Origin of the sequence: Blautia coccoides (assembly GCF_034355335.1) — a bacterium.
GTDB lineage: Bacteria > Bacillota > Clostridia > Lachnospirales > Lachnospiraceae > Blautia > Blautia producta.
Genome location: NZ_CP136422.1, coordinates 1,654,588 through 1,680,910 on the forward strand (window position 1 = coordinate 1,654,588; position 26,323 = coordinate 1,680,910).

22 protein-coding genes are annotated in these 26,323 nt (G+C 48.3%); 14 read left to right on the forward strand and 8 right to left on the reverse strand.

Features of this window, described 5'->3' with window-relative positions; all coding sequences use genetic code 11:
- Positions 1 to 972 carry a class I SAM-dependent methyltransferase gene (locus BLCOC_RS07220; protein ID WP_018593835.1) on the forward strand — a complete coding sequence of 324 codons (972 nt, stop codon included), beginning with the start codon at positions 1 to 3 and terminating at the stop codon, positions 970 to 972.
- A gap of 67 nt (positions 973 to 1,039) precedes the next feature.
- On the opposite strand, the gene BLCOC_RS07225 is transcribed toward BLCOC_RS07220, so the two are convergent.
- The gene (locus tag BLCOC_RS07225) at positions 1,040 to 1,651 is read right to left on the reverse strand and encodes a TetR/AcrR family transcriptional regulator (RefSeq protein WP_018593834.1); all 612 of its coding nucleotides are present in this window, start codon (positions 1,649 to 1,651) and stop codon (positions 1,040 to 1,042) included.
- A gap of 148 nt (positions 1,652 to 1,799) precedes the next feature.
- Between BLCOC_RS07225 and BLCOC_RS07230 the strand changes: the two genes are divergently transcribed.
- From BLCOC_RS07230 to BLCOC_RS07250, 5 genes are all read left to right on the forward strand, one after another.
- A complete protein-coding gene (locus BLCOC_RS07230; RefSeq protein WP_115624868.1) occupies positions 1,800 to 2,366 on the forward strand; it encodes an SCP2 sterol-binding domain-containing protein in 567 nt (188 codons plus the stop codon).
- A 68-nt stretch (positions 2,367 to 2,434) separates the two neighbouring features.
- Positions 2,435 to 3,454 carry an alpha/beta hydrolase gene (locus BLCOC_RS07235; RefSeq protein WP_018593832.1) on the forward strand — a complete coding sequence of 340 codons (1,020 nt, stop codon included), beginning with the start codon at positions 2,435 to 2,437 and terminating at the stop codon, positions 3,452 to 3,454.
- Between the two features lie 21 nt (positions 3,455 to 3,475).
- Positions 3,476 to 4,876: a condensation domain-containing protein gene (locus BLCOC_RS07240; protein ID WP_115624869.1), complete on the forward strand. Its 1,401-nt coding sequence runs from the start codon at positions 3,476 to 3,478 to the stop codon at positions 4,874 to 4,876.
- A 30-nt stretch (positions 4,877 to 4,906) separates the two neighbouring features.
- Positions 4,907 to 5,134, forward strand: coding sequence for an acyl carrier protein (gene acpP, locus BLCOC_RS07245; RefSeq protein WP_029470013.1), 228 nt, complete (start codon positions 4,907 to 4,909; stop codon positions 5,132 to 5,134).
- Between the two features lie 14 nt (positions 5,135 to 5,148).
- Entirely contained in the window at positions 5,149 to 6,663 is a 1,515-nt protein-coding gene (locus BLCOC_RS07250; RefSeq protein ID WP_115624870.1) for an AMP-dependent synthetase/ligase, read from the forward strand.
- Here BLCOC_RS07250 and BLCOC_RS07255 read toward each other — a convergent pair.
- Positions 6,660 to 7,520 (reverse strand): AraC family transcriptional regulator, encoded by an 861-nt coding sequence (locus BLCOC_RS07255; RefSeq protein ID WP_029470011.1) that lies wholly within the window; start codon positions 7,518 to 7,520, stop codon positions 6,660 to 6,662. The two genes, BLCOC_RS07250 and BLCOC_RS07255, sit on opposite strands and share 4 nt — an antisense overlap.
- A gap of 187 nt (positions 7,521 to 7,707) precedes the next feature.
- On the opposite strand from BLCOC_RS07255, the gene BLCOC_RS07260 reads away from it, so the two are divergent.
- From BLCOC_RS07260 to BLCOC_RS07275, 4 genes are all read left to right on the forward strand, one after another.
- Positions 7,708 to 9,501 carry an L-fucose isomerase gene (locus BLCOC_RS07260; RefSeq protein ID WP_018593827.1) on the forward strand — a complete coding sequence of 598 codons (1,794 nt, stop codon included), beginning with the start codon at positions 7,708 to 7,710 and terminating at the stop codon, positions 9,499 to 9,501.
- Positions 9,502 to 9,530: 29 nt separating this feature from the next.
- Complete coding sequence (locus BLCOC_RS07265; RefSeq protein WP_115624871.1) at positions 9,531 to 11,027, forward strand: rhamnulokinase; 1,497 nt, start codon at positions 9,531 to 9,533, stop codon at positions 11,025 to 11,027.
- 113 nt (positions 11,028 to 11,140) lie between these two features.
- A complete protein-coding gene (locus BLCOC_RS07270) occupies positions 11,141 to 11,836 on the forward strand; it encodes a class II aldolase/adducin family protein (RefSeq protein WP_115624872.1) in 696 nt (231 codons plus the stop codon).
- 23 nt (positions 11,837 to 11,859) lie between these two features.
- Entirely contained in the window at positions 11,860 to 12,294 is a 435-nt protein-coding gene (locus tag BLCOC_RS07275; protein WP_026255316.1) for an RbsD/FucU family protein, read from the forward strand.
- A gap of 82 nt (positions 12,295 to 12,376) precedes the next feature.
- Here the strand turns inward: BLCOC_RS07275 and BLCOC_RS07280 are convergent, their stop codons facing one another.
- The 6 genes from BLCOC_RS07280 to BLCOC_RS07305 all read right to left on the reverse strand — a co-directional run bounded on the left by BLCOC_RS07280 (position 12,377) and on the right by BLCOC_RS07305 (position 17,028).
- Positions 12,377 to 12,853 (reverse strand): SAM-dependent methyltransferase, encoded by a 477-nt coding sequence (locus tag BLCOC_RS07280; RefSeq protein WP_018593823.1) that lies wholly within the window; start codon positions 12,851 to 12,853, stop codon positions 12,377 to 12,379.
- Between the two features lie 63 nt (positions 12,854 to 12,916).
- A complete protein-coding gene (locus BLCOC_RS07285; RefSeq protein WP_018593822.1) occupies positions 12,917 to 13,741 on the reverse strand; it encodes a MerR family transcriptional regulator in 825 nt (274 codons plus the stop codon).
- A gap of 15 nt (positions 13,742 to 13,756) precedes the next feature.
- Complete coding sequence (locus BLCOC_RS07290) at positions 13,757 to 14,563, reverse strand: MBL fold metallo-hydrolase (protein ID WP_115624873.1); 807 nt, start codon at positions 14,561 to 14,563, stop codon at positions 13,757 to 13,759.
- 45 nt (positions 14,564 to 14,608) lie between these two features.
- Positions 14,609 to 15,757: an ABC transporter permease gene (locus BLCOC_RS07295; protein WP_115624874.1), complete on the reverse strand. Its 1,149-nt coding sequence runs from the start codon at positions 15,755 to 15,757 to the stop codon at positions 14,609 to 14,611.
- A 4-nt stretch (positions 15,758 to 15,761) separates the two neighbouring features.
- On the reverse strand, positions 15,762 to 16,454 hold the full coding sequence (locus tag BLCOC_RS07300) for an ABC transporter ATP-binding protein (protein ID WP_115624875.1): 693 nt from the start codon (positions 16,452 to 16,454) through the stop codon (positions 15,762 to 15,764).
- Positions 16,438 to 17,028 carry a TetR-like C-terminal domain-containing protein gene (locus BLCOC_RS07305; protein WP_029470004.1) on the reverse strand — a complete coding sequence of 197 codons (591 nt, stop codon included), beginning with the start codon at positions 17,026 to 17,028 and terminating at the stop codon, positions 16,438 to 16,440. The genes BLCOC_RS07300 and BLCOC_RS07305 overlap by 17 nt, the downstream gene beginning before the upstream one ends.
- 754 nt (positions 17,029 to 17,782) lie before the next feature.
- Between BLCOC_RS07305 and BLCOC_RS07310 the strand changes: the two genes are divergently transcribed.
- The 4 genes from BLCOC_RS07310 (at position 17,783) to BLCOC_RS07325 (ending at position 26,264) form a co-directional block, all read left to right on the forward strand.
- On the forward strand, positions 17,783 to 20,458 hold the full coding sequence (locus BLCOC_RS07310; protein ID WP_115624877.1) for a DEAD/DEAH box helicase: 2,676 nt from the start codon (positions 17,783 to 17,785) through the stop codon (positions 20,456 to 20,458).
- An 18-nt stretch (positions 20,459 to 20,476) separates the two neighbouring features.
- Entirely contained in the window at positions 20,477 to 22,609 is a 2,133-nt protein-coding gene (locus tag BLCOC_RS07315) for an ATP-dependent helicase (protein ID WP_174717648.1), read from the forward strand.
- Between the two features lie 37 nt (positions 22,610 to 22,646).
- Positions 22,647 to 23,441: an EcsC family protein gene (locus BLCOC_RS07320; protein WP_029470001.1), complete on the forward strand. Its 795-nt coding sequence runs from the start codon at positions 22,647 to 22,649 to the stop codon at positions 23,439 to 23,441.
- 120 nt (positions 23,442 to 23,561) lie between these two features.
- Positions 23,562 to 26,264 (forward strand): putative bifunctional diguanylate cyclase/phosphodiesterase, encoded by a 2,703-nt coding sequence (locus BLCOC_RS07325; RefSeq protein ID WP_115624878.1) that lies wholly within the window; start codon positions 23,562 to 23,564, stop codon positions 26,262 to 26,264.
- Positions 26,265 to 26,323: the final 59 nt, after the last annotated feature.

Consider the following 26,323-nt stretch of genomic DNA (forward strand, 5'->3'; position numbering starts at 1 on the left):
ATGAATTCTTATCACGGCGTTTATGCGCCCCCAAAAGGCAGGGAAAAGGTGACGGAATTCATGAGCAGCGGGATAAAAGAGATTCTGGGTTCTGAGATGGTCGTTGATGTGGATCACCGGGCGCTTGCCAGACGGATCGTTGCGGATCTGAAGGAGAGAAGATCAAATATAAATAGAATTGTTTGTGAGGTGGATTTCCGGCAGTACGGCCTGTACAATAGAAGAATACCGAAAAGAAATACAGGGAGGAGATCAAGAATGGCTGTAGTGATAAGGGAAGACATGGAACAATATATGCGGGAACTGCGGGAGTGGCTGGAGCAGGAAAAAGATACACCTCTTGAGGAGATGGCAGGATTTTTTCAGCGGCGCATTGGGTCTTATGAGGAACGGATGCAGACCTGGAGGGAGGCTTACGCAAGAATCCCCGGCTGGATAGACCGTGACACAAAAAGAATGCTGGATTTGGGATGCGGGACGGGCTTGGAGCTGGAATCTATCTTCAGTAAGTATCCCCATATCCAGGTGACAGGGATAGATTTGTGCAGTACCATGCTGGAACGGCTGAGACACAAATACAGGGAAAAGGATATTACTCTTGTCTGCGGGGATTATTTTCAGGAATCTTTTGGGGAGAGCTGCTATGATATGGTGATTTCTTTTGAGTCTCTGCACCATTTCCTGCCTGGGAAGAAGAGGCTGCTCTTTGAAAAGATCAGGGCAGCGCTGAAGCCCGGAGGAAGGTTCCTGGAAGCGGATTATATCGCCTGCTGTGAGGAGGAAGAAAATCTTCTGCGCCGGGAGTGTGAGAGAAAACGAAAGGCAGGTGGAATTTCAGAGGAACAGTTTGTGCATTTTGATATTCCACTGACGTTGGAGCATGAGACAGAACTGCTTTTACAGGCAGGATTTTCTAAGGTAAATGTGCCGGATTCTATAGAAGGAGCAACTTTTATAGAAGCTGTGAGATAATAAAAAGAGTATACAGCCGGAGGTGGAGTCCGGTCTGTATACTTTTTTTATTTTGGTCTTTGGCATCTCAGTCCGTCCACAGATAATCCAGTTTTCCTTTTTCAATATGAAAACTGGTTTCCAGCATATAGGAAAATACATCCAGTGTCTTTTGGGTGTGCTCCCGGCTGTCTCTTGTGAGGTGATTGTCCAGTTTGATGGTAAGGATGATAAGCACGATCTCCGATACCTCCTCCGGGGATTTGCAGTGCATAGACCCCTCGCGGTTGCCCTGGCGGATTATGTCTGCCAGGATAGGGCGCAGATTTCTCACCATGATACGTATGTACTGCTGATGCAGAAGAGCGCTTTGCTGCAGCTCAAAAAAATTATTGGATTCCTGGCGCAGAAGCTCCATGGAGGATTCCCGGCAGGTGCGGAAAATAATCTCCATTTTGGTCAGGGCCTCCATATCAGGGGTTTCCAGCAGATTTTTTGCCTTTGCAATGGCAGCGGAGTAAGAGCGCTCAATGACAGCCTCAAGAATTTCCTCCTTTGATTTGAAATAATAGTAGATACTCCCCTTTCCGATCCCCGCTTCTTTGGCAACATCGCTGACAGATATGGACTGAGCGCTGGATCGGTTCATCAATCTTTGCATTGCATCCAGGATCATGTCCTTTTTTCTATTGTTTTGCATAAATACCTTTCTCCGTTTTTCTTTGATAGTAACATTTTAGCACAGAAATGTAAACTTGACTACTGGTCGAAAAAGTGGTATCTTGTTTACAACCTGAATTCGACCGGTGGTCGAAAAATGGCGAAATATGTTGGGAGGAAAAAAACAGATGACATATCAGGAATTAGTGAGTGAGATCAGGGGAATTTTTATGCAGGCAGATGTGAGCGGGATCAAGGAGCACATTGCCTATCAGTTTAACATCCGGGGAGAGGCTGAGGGAGCCTTTTATGCGGAGGTTTTGGAGGGAAAGCTGTACATAGAGCCATATGAATATTACGACAGGGATGTGCTGTTCACTACTACAGCCGATACACTTCTGAGTATTGCAAGCGGCACCATGGATGCCGTCGCAGCATTCACACTGGGAAAACTGCAGGTAGAGGGCAGCTTTGATAAAGCTCTGCTGATTCAGAGCTTCTCAAAACAGGCAGGCAGAGAAAAAAAGAAGATGAAGGCGGAGGAAAAGAGACAGCAGAAAGCGGAGGAAAAGAGACAGCAGAAAGCAGAGGAAAAGGAACCGCAGAAAGCAGAGGAAAAGGAACCGCAGAAGGCAGTGGAAAAGGAACTGCAGAAGGCAGTGGAAAAGGAATCGCAGAAGGTAGTGGAAAAGGTAGCACAGAAAACAGAAGAAAAGACAGCCAAAAAAACAGTCAGAAGACTGCTGAAAAAATAGAAGAAATAGGTAACTGATGGCCATTCAACGCGGATGCGCAGGCAGACGCGAAGATAGGAGGAGTATCTATGAATGGATGGAGCTTGTTACTGGGAGCAGGGGCACTGGCTGCTGCAGGGGAATACGGAATTGCATCTTATTTTTTCAGGCGGACCATGCTTCGGCAGAATGCCGCCACCAAGAGAACCATGGATATGGCGGGGACGAACTGGGACCTCTATATACCTGAGATAGGGAAGATGAAACAGTGGATGCTGGAACAGGAGCGGGAGGATGTGTATATCAGATCCGGTGACGGCCTGAAGCTTCACGGAACGTATTTTCCGGGGCAGGGAAGCGGGAAGCTTGTGATCTGTTTTCACGGATATACCAGCAAGGGCATGAGTGATTACATCGGATTGTCCAACTATTACCTGCCCAGAGGATATCAGATGCTTCTGGTGGATGAAAGGGCACACGGGGACAGCGAAGGGACGTACATTGGATTTGGGTGTCTGGACAGGGAGGATGCGCTTCTCTGGATAACGTACGCAGTCAAGCGTTTTGGCAGCGGCTGCCAGATATGGCTTCACGGCACTTCCATGGGAGCATCCACGGTTCTCATGGCAAGCGGGCTGAAGCTTCCGCCTCAGGTGAGAGGGATTGTCTCGGACTGCGCCTTTACCACTGCCTGGGATGTATTTGCCCATGTACTGAAGGACCAATACCATCTGCCGGCTTATCCGATCCTGAAACTGTCAGACAGCATGTGCAGAAAGAAGGCAGGATACGGGCTGAAGCAGTGCAGTGCGTCCGAGGAAGTAAAGAGAGCGAAGGTTCCCATACTCTTTATCCATGGGGATGCGGATACTTTTGTTCCGTGCAGAATGTGCTATGAGATTTATGAAAACTGTGCGTCCAAGAAAGATATGCTGATCGTACACGGAGCAGGCCATGTGGAAGCCTTCTATAAAGAACAGGCGCTTTACGAACAGAAGCTGACAGAGTTTCTGGAGACGGCAGGGGAGGCCTGGGCGCCTGCAGGAAAAAGTATTTATGTATCTGATGTAACCGGAGAGGGAAGCACCGGGGATTCGGTTCCCGTCTGATCTAAGAGAGGAGTTTGACATATGAAAGAGAAATTCGGCAAACCACTGTATCCGCTGACAGCAGCCCAGAAGCTGCACTTTTTCTATCAGAAATACTGTCCGAAAAAGCAGGTGCTGAATATCGGTACCAGTCTTACTATTCAGCAGAGTCTGGATTTTGGAGCACTGAAGGAGGCTGTATACCAGGCTTATGCCAGATGCGAGTCCATGCGTCTGCGCTTTACACAGGATGAAGACGGCGGGGTGTATCAGTACATTGCTGACCGGGAGGAGAGGGATATTGAATTCTTTGATTTTACCGGATGGCAGGAGTGCCATGCAGAAGATAAGATGAAGGAGTGGACTTCCGTGCCTTTTGAAAGATTTGATTCCCCTTTAAACCGGGTAGTTATGATCATCACGCCGGATGGATTCCAGGGTATCTATCTGCTGGTGGACCATATGACCATGGATGCCCAGTCCCTGATCCTATTTCTCAAGGATGTCATAGAGATATATGCCAACATGAAATATGAAGGCATGGAATATCCGAAGGAGATGAAATCATACATAGAGCAGCTTAAAAAGGACCTGGAGTATGAGGCGGATTCCAGGGCAAAGAAACGTGACACGGAGTTCTTTGAGAAGATGATTTCCTCCTCCGAACCTATTTTTAACAGTATTTTTGGCCCGGGTAAGCTGAAGGCAGAACGGGAAAAGGAAAAAAATCCGGATATCAGGGCAGTCACCAATGTCTCAGACAATGTGGATGCCAACATTATCACATTTCAACTGGAGGCAGACCCCTCTAAGCGGCTGATGCAGTTCTGTGAGGAACATCACATTTCCATGGTATGTCTGCTGATGATGGGACTGCGCACGTATCTGCAAAAGGTGAACGGCAATGATGATGTTTCCATCAACACCACAGTGGCAAGAAGAGCCACTTTGTCGGAAAAGAGATGCGGAGGTACCAGGATACACTGCTTCCCGTTCCGCACAGTGGTGGAAAAAGGTGATACCTTTATGGAAGGCCTTAAAAAGATCAGGGACGGGCAGAACCGGATCTTCCGTCATGCAAACTATGACCCGACAGCCTATTATGCGTACAGGAATAAGTATTACAAATTAAGATCGGGACAGACCTATGAACCCTTAAGTCTGACGTACCAGCCTTTGACACTGAAGGGAAAAGGGATGGAGCGTCTGCAGGATATCCAGTACAAATCCGCCTGGTACAGCAACGGGGCAGCAGCCCATGCTCTTTACCTGACGGTTATGCACAGGGCGGAGGACAATGGTATGAACTTTAATTTTGAACACCAGACTGGTGTCGTGCATTTTGAGGACCTGCAGTATCTGTATTACTATCTGTGCCGTATCATTTTCAAAGGGGTGGAAAACCCGGATATGACAGTGGGAGAAATTTTAGAATCTGTGTAATGATTGGATTATGAATGGAGGATATGAGAAATGTTTGAGAAGCTGAAAGATATGATCTGTGAATATGTGGAAGTTGATAAAAACGCAGTTACGGAGAATTCCAGGTTTGTGGAAGATCTGGGATTCACCTCCTATGACTTTATGAGTATGATAGGGGAACTGGAGGATACATATGACATTGAGGTGGAAGAGCGTCAGGCAGCGGAGATCAGAACCGTAGGAGAGGCTGTACGCTACATCGAAAGTCTTCAGGACTAGACAGGAGGGGAACTATGAGCGGTCAGATCAACACTATGAAGGATATCATTGACTATTCGGCAGAAACCTATGGGGATGCCCCTGCCATCCGCTATAAAGTCAGAAAAGAAGTGATAACCAGGACATTCAGGGACTTAAAAAGAGACAGCGAGGCTTTTTGCAGGGCTTTGGACAGCATGGGAATGCTGGGAAAACACGTGGCGGTCATAGGTCCCACTACATATGAGTGGATCCTTGCCTATTTTGGAGCGGCCAACAGCGGATGTGTGATTGTCCCCCTGGATGCGCAGCTTCCGGCAGCGGATGTGTGCGAGCTTTTGAACAGGGCGGATATCAGCGTTCTGGTCTATGACGAGCTTCGCAGGGATGTGGCAGAGATGGCAAAAGAAAAATGTCCCCAAGTCCGGTTCATGGTTTCCATGCAGGCAGAAAAGGACAAAGAACAGGTCTTGTCCCTCACCGGTCTTCTGAAAAAACATGCCGGGAGTTTTTCCTGTGAACTGGACCCTGACAAACTATGCGCCATTTTATTTACCTCAGGCACAACGGGAAAGAGCAAAGGGGTAATGCTCACACACCGTAATCTGACGGACAATGCAGTCTGTCTGGATATGAAGATTCCGGCAGGCACAGTGTCCATGACACTTCTTCCCATTCATCATGCCTACTGCTTTACTATGGATATCCTGAAAGGAATCTATATCGGCATGGTCATCTGCATCAATGACTCTATCATGCATGTGTCTAAAAATATGAAACTGTTCAAACCTGAGATCGTGCTTTTAGTCCCCATGGTGATCGAATCCATTTATAAAAAACTGAAGGAGTCCACAGGCATCCTGCCGAAGAAAATGGTGGCAAAGGCAGCTTTCGGCGGCAATTTAAAAACCATATGCAGCGGCGGAGCCTACCTTCCTCCGGAGATGGTGGGGGCATTTGCCGAGTACGGGATTACCATTCTTCAGGGATATGGAATGACAGAGTGTTCACCGGTCATCAGCACCAACCTGGAGTGGGATTCCAAAGAAGGATCTGTGGGCAGGCTTCTGCCAAACTGTGAGGCAAAGGTGGTGGACGAGGAAATCTGGGTCCGCGGTTCCAGTGTCATGATGGGATATTACAAGATGCCCGCAGAGACAGAGGAAGCTCTGGAGGACGGCTGGCTTAAGACCGGTGATTTGGGATATGTGGATCAGGATGATTTCGTATTTCTGACAGGAAGGAAGAAAAACCTGATCATCCTGAAAAACGGAGAAAATGTTTCCCCTGAGGAGCTGGAAAATGAAATCAGCAGATCGCCGCTGGTAAAGGAGATCATTGTCAGGGAGACGGAATCCGTCATTGAAGCAGAGATTTTCCCGGACTATGAATACGCCTCAAAAAAGAGGATCAGGGATGTGAGAGAAAAACTGCAGGAAGTGATCGACAACTTTAACAGAGGACTTCCCCCCTATAAAAAGATCCACGGGCTGAAGATCAGGGAGGAAGAATTTGAAAAGACGCCTTCCAAGAAAATAAAGAGGTATTAATCAGAACTTTCCAGACGGTTAAGATATTGTCTGGGTGTCACGTTTCTGTATTTTCTGAAAGCCCTGACAAAATAACTGCTGTCATTGAATCCGCATTGATAGGCTGCTTCCGTGACAGAGATGCCTTCTGCAGCCATGAGATAACAGGCCCGTTCGATGCGGTAATAGTTCAGGTAGTCAATAGGCGTCCTGTGGATGACCGCACGGAAAAAACGGCAGAAGTATTTGGAGGACATGCCGGCCAGTCTGGATAAATCCTCCAGGGTTATGGGGCTTTGATAATTCAGCTCAATATATTCCAGCACAGGCTTTAACTGCTGGAGCTTTCCCTGTGTATTGTCACGGGAGGCACAGGGGGTATAATATCCCCGGTCAAATATCAATCCATAGAGTTCAAAAAGTGCTCCGAGGGAAGTCATTTCCCATCCGGGGCCTTTTTTGCGCAGGGAATGATACAGGGTGTCTGCGCAGGTGAGGATTTCGGGCTGTTTTTTTGTGAAGCGCATGAGTATCTGTATCTGGCGGCGCTGGATCTGATAGAGGTAGCTGCGGACTGCATGGGTGTGCATGAGCAGGGGCTGAGGATCAAAAACCGCGCATTCATAGATACAGTTTTCCGGTTCCCCGCCGTGAATGACACCCTCGCTGATACAGATAAGTTCCCCGGCGCTCACCACATACTCCCGGTCATCCAGACTGAGGCGGAGCTGTCCTTCCAGAACACGGAGCAGTTCGGTCTCCCTGTGCCAGTGAAAGGGCATGTGATAGCGGGGGTGGTGTTCATCCACATAATAGTAGGCAAGAGGAAAATCCGCTGTGCCGTGGGCCTGTTTTTCATTGTAATCCAGATAGTGCATAGGTGCCTCCTGACAGTTCTCAAAAAGGTGAATATTGTCCTGTTTTTTGCCATTATATCACAGGAAATATGATTGAAACAAGTTTAGGATGAGAATATAAGAAAACTATAGTGAACATTAGTTACTATTCACAACCACAGTCCTGGGAGGTAGTAACCAACTATTACAAGTATGGAGGTAGAGAAAAATGGCAAAAAGCAGATTGATCGGAGCATATCCTGTGATCGGGATCAGACCAACCATTGACGGCAGAAGAGGGTATCTGAAAGTGAGGGAATCCCTGGAAGAACAGACTATGAATATGGCAAGGTCTGCCGCACGCCTTTTGGAGGAGAATCTGAAATATTCAAACGGTGAGCCGGTAAAAGTTGTCCTTGCGGACACCACCATAGGACGTGTGGCAGAGGCGGCAGCCTGTGCGGACAAATTCAGAAGGGAAGGCGTTGACATTACGCTGACTGTGACACCGTGCTGGTGTTATGGAGCAGAGACCATGGATATGGACCCGCAGACCATAAAAGCAGTCTGGGGATTTAACGGGACAGAGCGCCCGGGTGCCGTATACCTGGCAAGCGTGCTGGCCACTCATGCGCAGAAGGGGCTTCCGGCATTCGGGATCTACGGCCATGACGTACAGGCAGCAGATGCCACGGATATTCCCGATGATGTCAGGGAAAAGCTTCTGCGTTTCGGCCGTGCGGCAGTGGCGGCAGCATCCATGAGAGGCAAATCCTATCTGCAGATCGGTTCTGTAACCATGGGGATCGGCGGTTCTATCATTGACCCGGATTTCATTGAATCTTATTTGGGAATGCGGGTGGAATCTGTAGATGAAGTGGAATTGATCCGCCGTATGGCAGAGGGCATCTATGATGAGGAAGAGTATAAAAAGGCATTGGCCTGGACAAAAGAGCACTGTATCGAGGGATTTGACAAGAACCCGGAGGCAGTGCAGAAGAGCAGAGAACAGAAGGATTCTGACTGGGAATTTGTAGTGAAGATGATGTGCATCATCAAGGATTTAATGAACGGAAATGAGAATCTTCCCGAGGGATGCGAGGAGGAGAAGGTGGGACACAATGCATTGGCAGCCGGCTTCCAGGGACAGAGGCAGTGGACAGACTTTTATCCCAACGCGGACTTTGCGGAAGCCATGCTGAACACCTCCTTTGACTGGAACGGAGCCAGAGAGCCGTACATTCTGGCTACAGAGAACGATGTACTCAATGGTCTGGGAATGATGTTTATGAAGCTGCTCACCAACAGAGCGCAGATTTTCGCAGACGTGCGTACATACTGGAGCCCGGAAGCTGTAAAGGAAGCTACAGGCTACACACTGGAGGGCAAAGCAGCGCAGGCCGGCGGTTTCATACATCTGATCAACTCCGGCGCAGCCTGCCTGGATGCCTGCGGGGAAGCAAAGGATGAAAACGGAAATAGTGTGATCAAGCCATGGTTTGATGTGACAGAGGAAGACCAGGACGCTATTATGAAGGCAGCTACCTGGAATGCAGCAGATTTCGGATATTTCCGCGGCGGCGGTTATTCCTCCAGATTCCTGACAGATGCGGAGATGCCAGTGACTATGATCCGGCTGAACCTGATAAAAGGACTGGGACCGGTGCTGCAGATCGCAGAGGGATGGACCATCAAGCTTCCTGCCGAGGTATCTGACACGATCTGGAAACGTACGGATTACACCTGGCCGTGTACATGGTTTGCACCGAGAGTCAGTGGAGAGGGCGCTTTTAAGACGGCTTACGATGTGATGAACAACTGGGGAGCCAACCACGGCGCCATCAGCTATGGCCATATCGGAGCTGATTTGATCACCATGTGCTCCATGCTCAGAATTCCAGTGGCTATGCACAATGTTCCGGAGGAAAAAATCTTCCGTCCTGCAGCATGGAACGCGTTTGGTATGGATAAAGAGGGGCAGGACTACAGAGCATGTGCAGCTTACGGCCCGCTTTATAAATAAGAAGGAAAAAATCAGGAAGGAAGATAAAAATGCTGGGAAAACAGATGCTGGCAGCAGATTACGGGGCCTCCGGCGGCAGGGTGATGCTGGGCAGCTTTGACGGGGAGAAAATTTCTCTGCAGGAGGTTCACCGCTTTGCAAACGAGCCTGTGATCTTAAACGGAAAAAACAACAGTACCATGTACTGGGATTTTCTGCGGCTTTTTCATGAGCTGAAGACAGGGATCACAAAGGCTGGGATCATGCAGGGCAGGTCAGGCGCGGATATAAGCAGTATCGGTGTGGATACCTGGGGCGTGGACTATGGTTTGCTGGGGAAAGACGGCATGCTTTTATCCAATCCGGTCCACTACAGGGATTCCCGGACAGAGGGAATGCTGAAAATGGCGTTTTCGCGTATGGACAGGGAGAGGCTCTACGAGATAACAGGGAGTCAGTTTATGGAGATCAATACAGCATTTCAGCTCATGGCAGAGCAGGAGTACAGAAAAGAGCTGTTGGAACAGGCAGAGAATATGCTTTTAATGCCGGATCTGTTTTCGTATTTCCTGTCAGGGGAAATGGGGAGCGAGTATACCATCGCTTCAACCACACAGATGCTGGATGCCGCTAAAAAAGACTGGTCCAAAGAGGTACTGGAAGGTTTGGGCCTTCCCTCCCGGATATTAAAACCGGTGCTCATGCCGGGAACCCGGCTGGGCAGTCTGAGAAATGAGATCCAAAAGGAGCTGGGTGTGGGATCTATGGATATCATAGCAGTGGCAGGCCATGATACCCAGAGTGCGATGGCTGCCGTCCCGGCAGAGACAGATGACTTCTTGTTTTTAAGCTGCGGTACCTGGTCTTTGCTGGGTACAGAACTTAATGTGCCTCAGATCGACAAAAGATCATTTGCCTGCAATATGACAAATGAAGGTGGCTGCGGCGGCAAGACATCATTTTTGAAAAATATCATCGGTCTGTGGCTGATCCAGGAGAGCCGGAGACAGTGGATGCGTGAGGGATGCGAATATAGTTTTGGGCATCTGGAATCCATGGCAGGAGACGCAGAGCCGTTTTTCTCTTTTGTGGACCCTGATGCGCCGGAGTTTGTGCCCTCAGGGAATATTCCCCGCCGGATCCGGGAGTTCTGCAGGCGTACAGGGCAGAAGGCTCCGGAGCGTGTAGGCCAGGTGGTGCGCTGTATTGACGAAAGCCTTGCGCTGAAATACAGGATGGTCCTGGACGAAGTCTGTGCATGCACAGGCAGGAACTATCAGGCGGTTCACCTGGTAGGCGGCGGTGCCCAGAGCGCCCTTTTGTGCCAGATGACTGCCAATGCCTGCGGCATTCCTGTGATCGCCGGGCCTGTGGAGGCCACGGTCTATGGAAATCTGGCCATGCAGCTTGTGGCTGCAGGAGAAGTAAAGGATCTGAAAGAGGTACGGAGGATCATCCGAAATTCTGAGAATATGAAGGTGTATGAGCCACAGGACACGGAGCAGTGGCAGGAGGCCTACGGTCATTATAAAACAATTGTCCGGTAGGGCGGGAATACATAGAAATGCAGCAGGGATTTTCTGGTTACTATTCACAGCACTGCGCTTTTTGCAGGGCTGTGAATAGCAACATTTTTTGAGACAAAAATGGAGGAAATGAAATGGAATTAAGTTATATGGAGCTTAGGGAACAGATTTGCGATGTATGCCATAAAATGTGGCAAAAAGGCTGGGTGGCGGCAAACGACGGGAATGTTTCCGTAAAATTAGAGGACGGGACATTTCTGGCAACCCCTACGGGGATGAGCAAAAGCTTTATCACCCCGGAAAAGCTGGTGCACATTGACAAAGAAGGAAGTATTCTGGAAGCCGAGGATGGCTGCCGTCCTTCTTCAGAGATCAAGATGCATCTTCGCTGTTATCAGGAGAGGAAAGACGTGGGAGCTGTCCTGCATGCACATCCGCCTGTAGCCACAGGATTTGCGGTGGCGAATAAGGCTCTTGATGAATATTCCATGATTGAAACTGTGATTGCTCTGGGATCTGTGCCTGTAACTCCGTATGGAACTCCCTCCACTTATGAAGTGCCGGAAGCGATCGCTCCTTATCTGGGGGAACACGACGCTGTGCTTCTGCAGAATCATGGAGCACTGACAGTGGGGGCGGATGTGATCACCGCTTATTATCGGATGGAAACCCTGGAACTGTTTGCGCAGATCAGTCTGAATGCGCATCTGCTTGGCGGGGCAAAGGAAATCTCTCGGGAAAATATCGACAGACTGATCTCCATGAGAAAGGGATATGGCGTGACAGGAAGACATCCCGGATATAAGAAATATACTTCCGAAGAAAAATAATGTGAAGGAAAATGGTGAATGAGATGCTGAAAGGAATTCCGAAGATTGTGCCGCCAGAGCTTTTAAAGGTACTGGCAGAGATGGGACATAGTGACAGGATCGTGATCGCGGATGGGAATTTTCCTGCGGAGAGTATGGGAAAGGACTGCATTGTTATCCGGATGGACGGCCATGGTGTGCCGGAGGTACTGGACGCGGTGCTGAGCCTGATTCCCCTGGATGGGTATGTGGAGCACCCCATGAGTCTTATGGAGGTTATGCCCGGGGATGATGCGGAGACGCCAATCTGGGATACTTACAGGGAGATTGTGAGAAAGTATGAAGAGCGTGGAGACCGTGTGATCCAAAATGTGGAGAGATTTGCCTTTTACGAGGAGGCAAGGAAAGCTTATGCTATCGTGGCTACAGGGGAAAGCGCTGTCTATGCCAATGTGATGCTGCAAAAAGGAGTGATATAGGCTCTTATATAGCTTGTGGGAAGACAGGCATGAGTAAGAATGGCAGATGGGGTGTCTTTAGCAGACGCCCCATTGTTTTATTTTAGAAGTTGAATTCATTTTCCCAGGGAAAATCAGAGGATTCCTCCAGGCTTTTGGGCCAGTGGCTGCACCAGTCGGGAACTGTTGGTGATTCTATGCGGTCCATGCTGGGCGTGTAGGGCTTGATGTCCAGGAGTGGAGTGTTGTCATTGGCGTCTATGTAGGCCAGGCCGATCACACCGTTCTCATGATCAATATATGTGACCTGGGCTGTTGAGAGGGCTATGGGATTGGGGCGTATGGGTGACCTGGTGGCAAAGATGCCCAGGACGGCAGGTGCCTTTTTGTAGGGCTGCTCTGTTTCCAGCACGGAGCGGGCTTCTTTGGTGTCAAAATCACTGAACCACCAGAGAACTTCAATGTGGCTGAAACCGTCTAAAGCCTGCAGTGCCGGGAGGTATTCCGGATCAAGGGTTATAAACGCCTCTTCCTGATCATTGTGGATGGTCCCGATGGGATGTACCTGGTATGTTGTCATTGTGTTTTCCTCCATATATCACTTATTTGTAAGGTCAATATAGACCCTGACACGGTGTGAGAGTCAAGAGGTGGATTTTATCTCCAATGGGATTTGTATTTCTGTCAGATAATTTTGAGGATTTTCTTCATTCCATGGACCCCGGTGGACAATCTGTCTGCTCTGTCCTGTCATTTGGTAGCGGTGGTTTTTCTGCAGCCATCGGGCAAAGGAGAGATAGGCCCCGGCTATGTTGGAAAAGGGACCGTAAACCATTGTGCAGGCCATAGAAGGCACCGGATCCGTAAGGCGAAAGGTAAAATCTTTGGTGCTCTTTCCCGCTTTTTTAACAGGTGCGCATATTTCCACATCGACTTCTGTCTCTTTGTATTCCCTGTCGTGGTAAATGGAAAAGGTATTGGGTGAGACCTGGATCTTGTTTTCCTCTGCGAAAAGGCACATCTCCTTCCACAAAATGCCCTCCGCATAGTAATCCGGAAGGACGCGTCTGAGGGAAAGTACCTGAACGGCAGGGATGGATTTTATGAAGACATGGTACTGCATTTCATTTTTTTCATGTAGGATATCTTTTTTTGCAAGTTCTATTTTTTGAAGCTTATCCTGTTCTGCCTGAATGTTTTTTTGGATTTCCGCATATTTTCGGTCCAACTGCTCCATCAGGGAAGTTTCACTATCTGCTGCAAGGGCAGCGGCAATCTCCGCAACCTGGAAACCGCTGTCCCGCAGATAAATGATCTTATTCAGGGTGGGGATCTGCTGGGCGGAGTACATACGGTAGCCGGTCCAGGGGTCAGTGCTGGAAGGCTTCAGTAGACCGGCCTCGTCGTAATACCGCAGCATGCGGATGGATACCTGTGTCAATTTTGAAAATTCACCTATTTTGAACATGCTGTCACCTGCTGTCTATAATTGTATGGTCAGTCCGACACCCACCTCTTCAATGTCCATATACTTCAGCATCTGGGCCTTGGCTTTCAGGGAAACACAGTGGCAGGGATACAGCATATCCGGAGACAGATCGCTCAGAAAACGAATGGTTTCCTCAAGCTTTGAGTCTGTATCAAACAGATGGAATCCGCCTATGATACCTGTAATACGTTGATCCTGACAGACTTTGCGAGCGTGATCCGTGATGCTGCAGATACCGCTGTGGGAACAGCCGGTGACAATAAAAAGCCCTTGATCCGTCCTGCACACCAGTGCGGAATCGTCCAGGCAGAGGTCCTCCCTTTCTGCGCCGTCTATTATGGTCGTGCCAATGGCCTTTCGCTTTTCAAAGCTGTAAAGCTCCGGAATCTGACCCAGGAAAATACAGTTTTCCGAGAGAAAAACAGGCGCCTCAGCGGGCTGATAACAGAACAGCCTGTTGATCTCTTCCAGGGAAAAGGGGGCACCTATGTACTCGTTCTCATAGGATTTTGGCCGGAAACACAGAGGATGGGCCACCAGCCGGGCATTTGGAAGGGCATATTGTTCACGCAGGTATTTTAAGCCTCTGCTGTGGTCATTATGACCGTGGGAGAGCACAATATGCGTGACAGCATTTAAGTCTATACCCATGGAAACAGCATTTTTTATGAAGAAATGGGAGTAGCCGGTATCAAAGAGGATTTTTAGATCATCAATCTCTATGTAATAGCTCACTGCCGGTTCCCCTGCATAATATTGGTCGATATACGTGTTATTGTCCACCAGAACAGTTAATTTCATCTGAGAGCCTCCTGATCTTGTATTTGATCATCTCAAAAGGAAAAGTCACTCCAGCATAATTTCCTTTAAAGAAATGTTCTTTATTCTAACAGAATAACACAGCATGATAAATTCATAAACCAAAATAAAAGAAAATAAAACAATAAAAAACGCCTGCCAGTTAAAGGTGTAATCCGGAACATTGGGAATATCCTTATAGATGATCTTAACCATACTTTTTATCAGTACATACTGATACATGGTTCCAACAGCAAATCCTCCATAAGCCACAGGCCTGTATCCATCAAGGATCGCCTTCCGGCAGTCCTTCTGGGAATATCCGAACACCCGCATCATAGCGATCGTCTTTGTGTTGGCATCCACCACTGTTGTGACAGACAGAAGAAGCGTCGTAAAGGAAAGCACGATACCAATGACAAAAATGATCACAGCAAACATGGCACTGGCCAGTTCCTTCATACCAAAAGTCATCTGCATCATGGAAGAGTAACAGAAAGAAGCAAATCCAATAAAAAATAAAAGAGAGATACGGCTTCTGGCAGTGCTCTGCCTCAGATCCTGCAAAAAGGAAAGTGACTTCCGGCTGTTACCTTTTTGTCGCCTTAGCTTGAAAATTCCGCCCTGTTTACCGCGAAGCAGAGTCAGCACAGGGCTTCCGAGTTTACGGCATCCATAGAGGACCGCGAGAATGGAAAAAAATCCCACAGGGATCAGAACAAGAAAAAAGAGCAGCGCCCAATGAAAATGGACGGCAATGTCTGGCAGGATCTTATCTTCATTCATCACCCTGTAAAAGGTAGGCATCAGTAAAAAAGAGGAGGCAAATCCAATACCGGTACCCAACAGCACACAAAGTCCAAATACCCAGAAGCCTCGGGCAATCTTAAAATCGGAATATCCCAGAGCCTTCAGGATGCCCAGTTCTTTTCGGTGACAGTCAATATAATGCTTAATATAAAAAAATAACATGATAACAGAAGTAAGCAAAAGACAGCCTCCGCTCACACAACTGATCATCTTGCCGGATGAGACCTGGGCTTCATAAAATACAGTAACTGCCCCCGGCGTGATCTCATCCCGTATCCCAGCCATATCCATATTAAAATTCAGGAACAAGGTGCAGACGAAGACTGCACAGCAGGATATAATAAAAATCCCGGTAAATTTCGCTGCGTCTCTGAATCCTACGACCATATGATCACCATCCTATCTCATAAGCAGTTTTCGGGGCGGCATTCCTATATAAATCTGTGACTTTGCCGCTGTTCATCAGGATCACCTTATGAGCCATCTGGGCAATATTCTGATTATGTGTAACCATGACGACTGTAAAACCGTACATGTCCTGCAGCTTACAGATATAATCCAGTACCAGCCTTCCAGTTTCCTCATCCAAAGCCCCGGTAGGTTCATCCAGAAACAGCACTTTAGGTTTTTTCGCCAATGCCCTTGCAACAGAGACACGCTGCTGTTCCCCGCCGCTGAGTTCTCCCGGCAGTTTTTCCAGTTTATCGCCAAGCCCTACCGCTTTGATCATATCCCGGTAATCCTTATTTCCCGACAGATCAGCTCCCATCTTCACATTCTTATCCACGTTCATGTGAGGCAGAAGATAATACTGCTGGAAAATAAATCCCACATATTCTTTCCGGAACTGTGTCAGCTCGCTTTCACCAAGTCCTGTAATTTTTTTTTCGCCATAGAACACGTCTCCTTTATCCGGCGTCTCCAGTCCGGACAGAACATTCAGCAATGTGGATTTTCCTGAGCCGGAAGCTCCCAGGATGACAGCAAACTCTCCCTCCTCTATGTCCAGAGAAATCCCCCTGAGCACGGGCAGAGAGTTGTCACTGCTTCCGTAAGACTTAAAAATATCACAAGCTCTGATCATACCGTTCACCTGCCTTTATATTTTTCAATACGCCTATAAAAATTTCTGTCACCATTTTTTCAATCTCCTCCTCCTCAAAGCTGCAGACATTTGTTGCGCAGAGTGCAGCGATCCCATGTGTATAAATCCACAAATGCCGATACAAAGCCCATGCGTCCTCCTCGTTCAGTCCATACTGTGCCTGAATCGAATGCAGGATCTCTTCATGATTATCATCAATTGCAAAAAGCACATCCTTCACCCCGGGTGTCTCCGCCCTCTCTCTCATAAACAAAAGCCGGAAAAGCTGAGGCTCCCTTCTGGCGAATCCGATATATTCCATCCCCACACTCTTAAAAGCCATCTCCTGTGAAAGTCCCTGCTTCACACACCGGTTATAAACATCCTTAGCAGCCCGTACAATCTCTTCCTGTACCTCTTCCATACTCTGAAACACAGTAAACACAGGTCTGGCAGAACTCCCCAGCTCCATCCCCAGCTCCCTGGCCGTAACCGCACCCATCCCCCTTTTCCTCACGATACTCAATCCCGCATTCACAATCTCTTCCCTAGTAAACTTAGCCTTAGGCGGCATCCCTCATCACTCCATCCCTAATAATATTCAAATATCCGCTATATCACTCGTCCTAAACCACTCGATTTAAAACATATGATTTAAAACGTATGCTTTCATAATAACACATCACCCCCCAATGTCAACTAAAATCCCAATATTTCATCATTTATCCAAACAATCTCCATCCATTCATCCCACCCGCACTCTCAAAGAACCTCCATCCATCCATCTCCTTCATAATCCAAATAATCTCTGCTCATCCATCTTGTTCACATTCGCAATAACCTCTGTTCATTTATTCCATTCATGACCCAGAGAACCTCCGTCTATCCATCTCCTTTACAATCAAAATAACCTCCACTCATTTATCCCATCCGCATTCCACCAACAGGAAAGAGCAGCGGTCCGGGGGCAGGGCAGGCAGGGATAATTCAGTAGGCTAAGTGGAGCGGCAGGCAGATCCACCTGCGGCAGACACTTAATGAGGAGGCCTTTGCCGACGAATTTAGTGAATGCCAGCAGGTTAGCTGCCTGCCAGCGGAACGTCGGATGAATTATCCCTGCCTGCCCTGCCCCCGGACCGCTGCTCTTTCCGTCCGTGAGCCACCCAAATCCGGAGAGGAAAGTGATCATTATCATCCCCAGAGGGCTACTCTTTCCGTCCGTAAACCACCCAAATCACATGGACCACATCCCCATTGCATCTCCCCGCCAAAAATGCTAAACTAAGAACAAACGTTCCTCACTCACAAAAAACCAACAGGAGTTCCCCATGCAAATAGAAGATTTAATCGTATACCAAAAAACCATCCCATCAACACCCCCGCAGTATGCCCCATATCCATCCGGCCTGTCAGAGGAAATCTGCTCCCACCTGTCCTCCACAGGAATCAAAAGCCTCTACACTCATCAGGCAGAGATGTTTACCCAGGCCATGCAGGGGAAAAATATAGTCATCACAACCTCCACAGCCAGCGGCAAGACCCTGGGATTCCTTCTCCCTGTCATACAGGAAATACTGACCAATCCCCAGTCCAGGGCTATTTTCCTGTATCCTACAAAAGCCCTGGCAAGCGACCAATACCGGGCAATACAACCCTGGACGGAGGCATTTGGACAGCACAGACTGTCCGCAGGGGTATATGATGGCGATACTCCTCCTGCCGAGCGGAGCCGAATCAGGAAGAATGCCAACATCATCCTTACCAATCCGGAGATGCTCAACAGCGCATTCCTTCCTAACCACAGCAAAGCCGGCTTTGATTTTATCTTTTCAAACCTGAAATACATAGTCATAGACGAGCTGCACACATACCGCGGTGCATTTGGCTCACACCTTGCCAATGTATTCCGCCGCCTGTCCAGGATATGCAGATACTATCACGCCACTCCTCAGTTCCTCTGCAGTTCCGCTACCATAGCAAACCCTGTGGAACTTGCCCAGGCAGTCTGTCAGAGGGAATTTCTCTGCATTGACAGGGACGGTTCCCCTGCTCCGGAGAAAAAATATGTTTTTCTCCAGCCGCCTAAGATATACGGGAAAGACAACCAGTATTACGGGCAGGTGCAGAGTAACTCTGTGGCGGCGTCCATGGCGGCAGAACTGACAGAGAAGGGACAGAGCTTTCTCACATTTGCCAAATCCCGCAGAAACGTGGAAGTTATCCTAAAAGAAGCCCGTGATCTGCTGGAGGGGGAGGGCATTCCCGGTGCAGGACTTACAGCGCGGATTTCAGGCTACCGGGGAGGCTATACCCCAAGAGAACGGAAAGAGATTGAAAGGAAAATGACGGCCGGGGAGCTTTGCGGCCTTATTTCCACCAATGCTCTTGAGCTGGGCATAGACATCGGTAAAATAGACACAACCGTGCTCGCCGGATTTCCGGGAACCAGAGCTTCCTTCTGGCAGCAGACAGGAAGAGCCGGAAGAAGCGGCAGAGCCTGTACCAACTATCTGATCCTGGACAACCTGCCGTTTGACCAGTATATCTCCATCAATCCGGACTGGCTTTTTGACGGGGAGAGCGAGAGCGCAGTGGTGGACAGAGACAATCTTCTCATTGAACTTGCCCATATCCGGGCAGCGGCGGCGGAACTGCCCCTTACTCTTGATGATATCGCTGTTTTTCCCGATCTGGGTGAGACGATACCGGTTCTTCTGCGGGTAAAAGAGCTGCATGCCCAGGATGGCAGATTTGCCTGGTCCGGAGATACATTTCCGGCAGGTGACTATAGTCTTAGAAATATAGATAAGGTCAGATATAAACTGGTGGACCGGGAGAATTCCAGGATCATTACAGAGATGGATGAGATGCAGGCTTTCCGGGAGATCCATGAAGGTGCAGTGTACATGCACGGAGGCGCCCAGTATGAAATCGTACAAATGGACAGGGAGACGAAAACCTCCTATGCGGTACCCTTTTGCGGAAACTATTACACCATGCCGGGAAGCGCCGCAGAGATCCGTGTCATACATGGGAATGCAGAGAAGGAATATAAAAGGATAAGGGTTTCATTCGGCGATGTCAATGTAAAGGAATCCGTTTACATGTATAAAAAACTGCAGTTCCACAACCATCAGAATCTGGGATACGGGCAGCTTGAGCAGCCCTTGTCCAAGGATTTTGACACGGAAAGTACCTGGATCACCATTCCCTCAAATGTTGTGAAGGTTTACAGGAGTCTGATAAGGGAAACAGGAAACGGACAGGTTTTGAGAAACAACCATTTTGAAGGCGTCTGTTATGCACTTCGGAATGCTGCCCGGATGGCAACCATGACAGAACAGGAGGATATAGGCATCACCATGTCAGGCAATGCGCTGGATATGGGTGCAGGTCTCGAGGAAGAAGTCTGCCTCTATATTTTTGATGAGTATGTGGGCGGCCTGGGATATGCGGAAAAAGCCTATGAACTCATGCCGAAGATCATAGAACATGCCATAGAGATGGTAAGCGGCTGTAAATGTAAAGACGGCTGCGCGGCCTGCGTAGGTGATTATCGGCTGGACAAAAGCATTGTGCGCTGGGGTCTGGAAAATCTGCTGATGGAACTGGATCCTCCCATGGGGATGAAACTGCCCGAACACGCGCCCTCCACTTATATGCAGAAACCGTTCGCGTTTGCGGAGCTTCCCTCCAAATGGAAAGAATTCTGCGCCTTGCTGAGCCGGAATGGGGAGTCCATGGCAGCATTTTTGAATACTGTGGAGGAGGTAAACATTGAAGGAAACATATTGTTTCTTCCCACATCCAGCACCTTTTATCAGATGTGGATCCTGGAAGACGCCAACAGGCAGAGCCTGAAAAATATGATTGCCTTTTACACAGATGCCCCGGCTGCCCTTCGCCTGGAAGTGCGTCTGTCAGACAAGGGGAGCAATAAGAAGGACACAGAGGAAAAGATCAGACGGAGATATTCGCATTTACATGACGGGAAAAACGGTTGACAGTGCGGGGGATACAGCATGGAATTGAATTTTGAAAAAGAACTGGACAGATTGAATCCATATCAAAGAGAAGCGGTTCTGGATGAGAGTCCTGCCTGTGTGGTGAACGCAAACGTGGGGAGCGGCAAGACGACAGTGCTGATCGCCAAGATCCAGTATCTGCACCATATAAAAGGGGTGGGTTACGAGGATATGACAGTGCTCACCTTTACAAATAAAGCAGCAGATGAGATCAAATCCAGACTTTTGGCAGCAGAACCGGACCTGCCTGCGGATAAGCTCAGGGGGTTCGGCACCTTTCACAGTACAGCTCTGTATTATCTGCGGGAATTCCTTCCAGTGGAGAACCTGGATTATACGAAGGAGTTTCTGGTCATAGACCCCGAGGAGGAACTGGAGCTTGCCTATGACCTGATCAGACAGCATAAACTGAAGATAAAATATAAGAACCGCCTTAAAAAAAGACTAGAGTCAGCCATGGCTGTCCGGGAGGAGGAAAAAAGGGTTTCAAAATATCAGGATGATATTTTTAAGCTTGCCGGGCTGCTTGGGGAGGAGAAGGCAAAGCAGGATAAAATGACTTTTTTTGACCTGTTGGAAAATGCAAATTTTCTCCTGAAGGAGGAAAAGCAGAAATCTGTATCTCCCAAGTGGGTCATAGTAGATGAAGTCCAGGACAGTGACACCCAGCAGCTTGTCTTCATGGACCTTCTCATAAGCCGCGGAGCTAGCCTGTTTGCGGTGGGGGATCCAAACCAGGTGATCTATAGCTGGCGGGGCAGTGCCTTTCAGATATTTTATACTTTAAAGCACAAATATCAGGCAAAGGAGCTTGCGCTTCCCGTCAACTACCGCTCCAGTACCTCTATTTTGGAAGCTGCCCGGTGTTTTCTCCAGAACGGCATCCCTCTTACAGGAGTCCGGGAGCCGGGAAGCAGGATCATAGTCAGACGCCAGTATGATGCTTTTCAGGACGCCTGCTATCTTGCGGCCAGAATGAAAAAACTGCATGAAGAGGGCATATCTTATGGAGAGATGGCTGTGTTTTACCGTCTGCAGAGCCAGTCCCAAATATTTGAGGATGTGTTCTTAAGAGAGGGTATCCCCTTCGAGGTATCCTTAAAGAAGACGGTGGGTGATGTGCCTGTGCTCAAATGGTGCATCCGTCTTCTTCGCTTTTCTCTGAATACAAAGGACGCGGCATCCGGGATCTATGTGCTGTCCAGCCGGGAGTACGGGGAAGGCATCAGCGGGAAAAAAGCTGAGGAGATCGTCCGGGACGGTCAGCGGGGAAAATCTGTCTTGTTTGATAAAATGTGCGGACTGATGGAAAAATGCAGGGAACTGGACAATGAGGAGGAGCTGTTTTCCTATTTTGAACTGGACCGGTATTTAAACCCTGTGTCGGTATCATTTTGCGAGGACAGTGACGCAGTGCACAGAATGTTTGGAATCATGTATGCCTATGTGAGAGAACAGCAGACAGACCGGGTGTCAGGAATGCGGGAGTTTGTCAATTCCTCCTCGCTCTACGGACTGGATGTGCTGCGGGAGGATATCAGCCGGGAGAAAGACAGCGTAAAACTCATGACCATCCATGCATCAAAGGGGCTGGAGTTTTCATGTGTGTTTATCACAGGGGTGAATTATGGGTTGATTCCGCTCAGAACCAGGGATATGGAGGGGGAGGAGGAAGAGAGAAGACTGTTTTTTGTGGGGATCACCAGAGCAAAGGATCATCTGGAGCTGTCCTATTACACCAATCCTCAGGAGAGGGCTGAACCGGGGGAGAGCCGTTATATCCGCATGATTCCGCCAAAGCTTTTGGAAAGCTGCGAGGATACAGGCCCTGCTGTGAGCCTGCAGGACTTAAAACGCCAGGTGCAGGAACAGAGGCGCAGCATGTCTGCCGGGTATTCGGAACAGAGAATGCATCAGAAATCGGAAGAGAGACCGGAACAGAGAACGGAAGAGAGGCTGGAAGAGAGATTGGAACAGACAGAACCGGCCAAACAGCAGAAGCTTGTCCGGCATTCCAGATATGGAACAGGCGTTGTGGTGAGTGAGGATGAAACCATGCTGGAAGCAGAATTCGAGGGATATGGAAAAAAAGAATTTATAAAAGCATTCAGTGAACTGGAATATATATAGTAGCAGCAGACAGAAACTTCTTTGGAAAGGCGGAAACATGATCGGTAGAAGAAAAAAAACTACTATGACAGCGGAGATAGAAGCGGTTCTAAAAAAAGAGCAGGCATTTCTAAAACGAAATGAGGAGAAGAAAGGGTCTTTTCTTGACCGGACTTTAGAAGAAAAGGTACCGGCCAGGCTGCAGGAGACTCTGGATAAGGCGTTTGAAAAGGCATTCGGCCTCATATTTGAGAAGGGAACGGATGTGATAGAGAAGACATATTCCAGGGAGAAGATAGAGCACACGTATAAAGTAGATGCCTACGCAGCCGGACTGCTGGAAAATAAAAAAACACTCCGCGCCTTTAAAAAGAAGGCGGAGGCTGCGGGAAATAAAAATCTTCTCCTGGCAGGAGTGGAAGGAGTAGGCCTTGGGATACTGGGTATCGGTCTTCCGGATATTCCTCTTTTTACGGGCATGATACTGAAAAGTATCTATGAGACGGCACTGCACTATGGATTTCCTTATGACACGGAGGAGGAGAAATATTTCATACTGCTGCTCATTCAGGCAGCCCTGTCTTACGGAGAGGAGCTGGAAGCAATCAATGACCGGGCAGACAGGTTTATCATGGAACAGACCCTGCCCCATGGATATGACAGCAGAGAACAGATAAAAGAAACCTCCGCTGTTCTTTCCGGGGAACTGCTGTATATGAAGTTCCTTCAGGGGATTCCCGTGGCAGGCGTGATCGGAGGAGCTTATGATTCCGTCTATCTCAAAAGAATACTGGACTACGCCAAATTAAAGTATAGAAAAAGGTTTTTAATGTATAAAGACAAAGCAGATTGACTTGCAGTAAAATACATCCTATACTTAAGAATAATAAAGAGAAATATGGTAACTGCGGGGGTACTGAACAGCTTAAATGCTGCAGGGCTGTCTGTGAGAAAGGGTTGAGGGGAAGGGCATATGCAAAAGAGAATGATGACTATTTTTCTGTTGGTCGCTCTTATTTTATCAGGTCTGCTGTCCTTGTATTCTATGGGAAATCTTCAGGGAAATGCAAGAGTCATCAATTATACCGGTGTTGTGCGCGGAGCAACCCAGAGGCTGGTGAAGGAGGAACTGGAAGGTCACAGAGACGACGCTTTGATCAGCAGACTGGACGGCATTATTGAAGAGCTGCGCACCGGTAAAGGGGAGAACCATCTGGTCAGGCTGAAGGACTCAGAATACCAGGAAATGATGACCAGCATGCAGGAGCGCTGGAGTGAAATAAAACAGGAGATCCTGAAAGTGAGAGACGGCGCGGACAGCGGCCGGCTTTACAGTCTCAGCGAAGACTTTTTCTGGCTGGCTGATGAGAGTGTCGGCGTTGCGGAGGAATATGCGGAACGCTATGTCCGTATGGCACAGATCTGCTTTGCCGCCCTGATTTTCATATGTACTGTTGCGGCGGTTCTGCTGGCATTCTATATGAAAAAGCAGGAAAAGCGGCGCAGGGCTGTTGATATGATGGAAAATGCCAATTTGGAAAAAAGCCGAAAGCTTTCCAGAATGACCAAGGATCTGCAGGCTCCCATGAACGAAATATCGGAACTTTTATATGTCTCTGATATGGATACCTATGAGCTGTTATTTATAAATGATGCGGGAAAGCGCAGTTTTCATGTGGATGATATTAAAGAAAAAGTGTGCTACCGCGTACTTCAGGGAAGGGACAGCCCCTGCCCCTTCTGTACCAATAAATTTTTAAAGAGCGGAGAGAATTATACCTGGGAGACTACCAATCCGATCACAGGCCGTCATTATCTGTTAAAAGACCGTCTGATCGAATGGGACGGAAGGCGGGCACGTCTGGAGCTGGCTTTTGACACTACGGAAGCGGAACATGAAAAAGAAAAGCTGAAATACGCCCTGAGTTCAGAACAGATGGTGATGGAGTGTGTCAGAACCCTGTACTGCAAAAAGGATATGAAAGATGCGGTGAGTGATGTACTCCAGGAGATCGGAACCTTTTTAAAAGCTGAGAGAGCATATATGTTCAATATGCGTGAAGGCTTTTTGTATAGAGATTATGAGTGGTGTGCTTCGGGTGTGGAAAATGGAGAGAAAGTTCTTAGGGGGCTGCCCCATGAGCGGCTGGAACAGTGGCGGGAGGTGCTGAACCAGAAAGGCTGTATCGTTATAAAGGATACAAAAGAGTTTAAAGAAGTATTTCCGGGAAGTGAAGCGATCATCGAAGAACGGAACATCCGCAATACGGCTGTGGCACTACTTGAGAGAGAAGGGGTTCTGATGGGATGTCTGGGAGTGGATAACCTTCCGGAGGAACGTCTGATGAACATTGGTTCCATTCTCCAGACCCTTTGCTACTTCATTCTGCTGGCCTATCGGAGAGCCGAGGATGAGCAGCAGCTTTCCCATCTCAGCTATCACGATACCCTGACATCCTTTTACAACAGAAACCGTTACATTGAAGATATGCAGGAGATGACCGGAAAAGTGGGAAGTGTTGGTATCGTCTATTTGGATGTCAACGGGCTTAAGGACATCAATGACCGGTATGGCCATGCGTTTGGGGACAAAGTGCTCATAGAGTGCGCAGAGCGCATGAAGCAGGTTTTTGGGGAAGGAAATTTCTATCGGGTGGGAGGCGATGAGTTTGTGATCGTCTGCCCTTCGGTCTCCAAGGAACAGTTCCGGGGAATGGTGAGTGAGCTGAGGGCTGCTTTTAAAAGAGATGAGCTTTGTAAGGCTGCAATTGGGTCCCAGTGGACAGAAAAGCTTATGGATGTGGGACAGGCAGTGGCCAATGCAGACGCCAGAATGTATGAGGACAAAAAGGAATTCTACAGAAATAATCCGGCTTCAAAAAGGTACCGTCATCACAGCGATGAACTGCTTTATCTGACGGACCCTGAAATCCTCAGAGAGGAGATCAGCAGAAACCAGTTTGTAGTCTATCTGCAGCCAAAGATTTCTTCGGCGGACAGGATGGCAGTGGGGGCGGAGGCTTTGATCCGGTATCAGTCAAGAGACGGTTCCCTGGTGCTTCCCGGCAATTTCCTGCCTCTGCTTGAGGAGTCCCAGACTGTCAGCCAGATTGATTTCTTTGTATTTGAATTCATCTGTTCCAAGATAAAGGAATGGAGCAGGGAGGGGAAAAAAGGATTTCCTGTATCCGTGAATTTCTCCCGGTATTCCCTGATCCAACCGCACTTTATAGAGCGGCTTCTCTCAATCTGTGAAAAATATGAAATATCCCCCAGATATCTTGAAATCGAAATCACAGAGACGGTGAGAAGCATTGATAACATAGATATCGGAGTTCTGATCGAAAATCTCAGGGAGGCGGGTTTCATTGTAACGATTGATGACTTCGGCACAGAGTATGCCAATCTGGCACTTCTGTCAGCAGTAGAATTCGATGTTCTGAAGCTGGACAAAAGTATGGTGGATGATGTAGTGAACAATACCAAGGCCCGGGCTATCGTAGGCTCTATTGTGGAGCTGGGAAGGAAGATGGGGATACAGATCGTGGCAGAGGGAATTGAGACGGAGGAGCAGCTTGCCGTTCTCCGCGCCTGCGGTGTGGAGCTGGCACAGGGATTCCTGTTCAGCAAGCCTATCTCTGTGAATGAATATGAAAAACGATATCTGGACAAATGAAAGATCAAATGAAAGCAGATAACAGATAAAAGTGGTTAAAAGATGGGACGCCTTGTAAC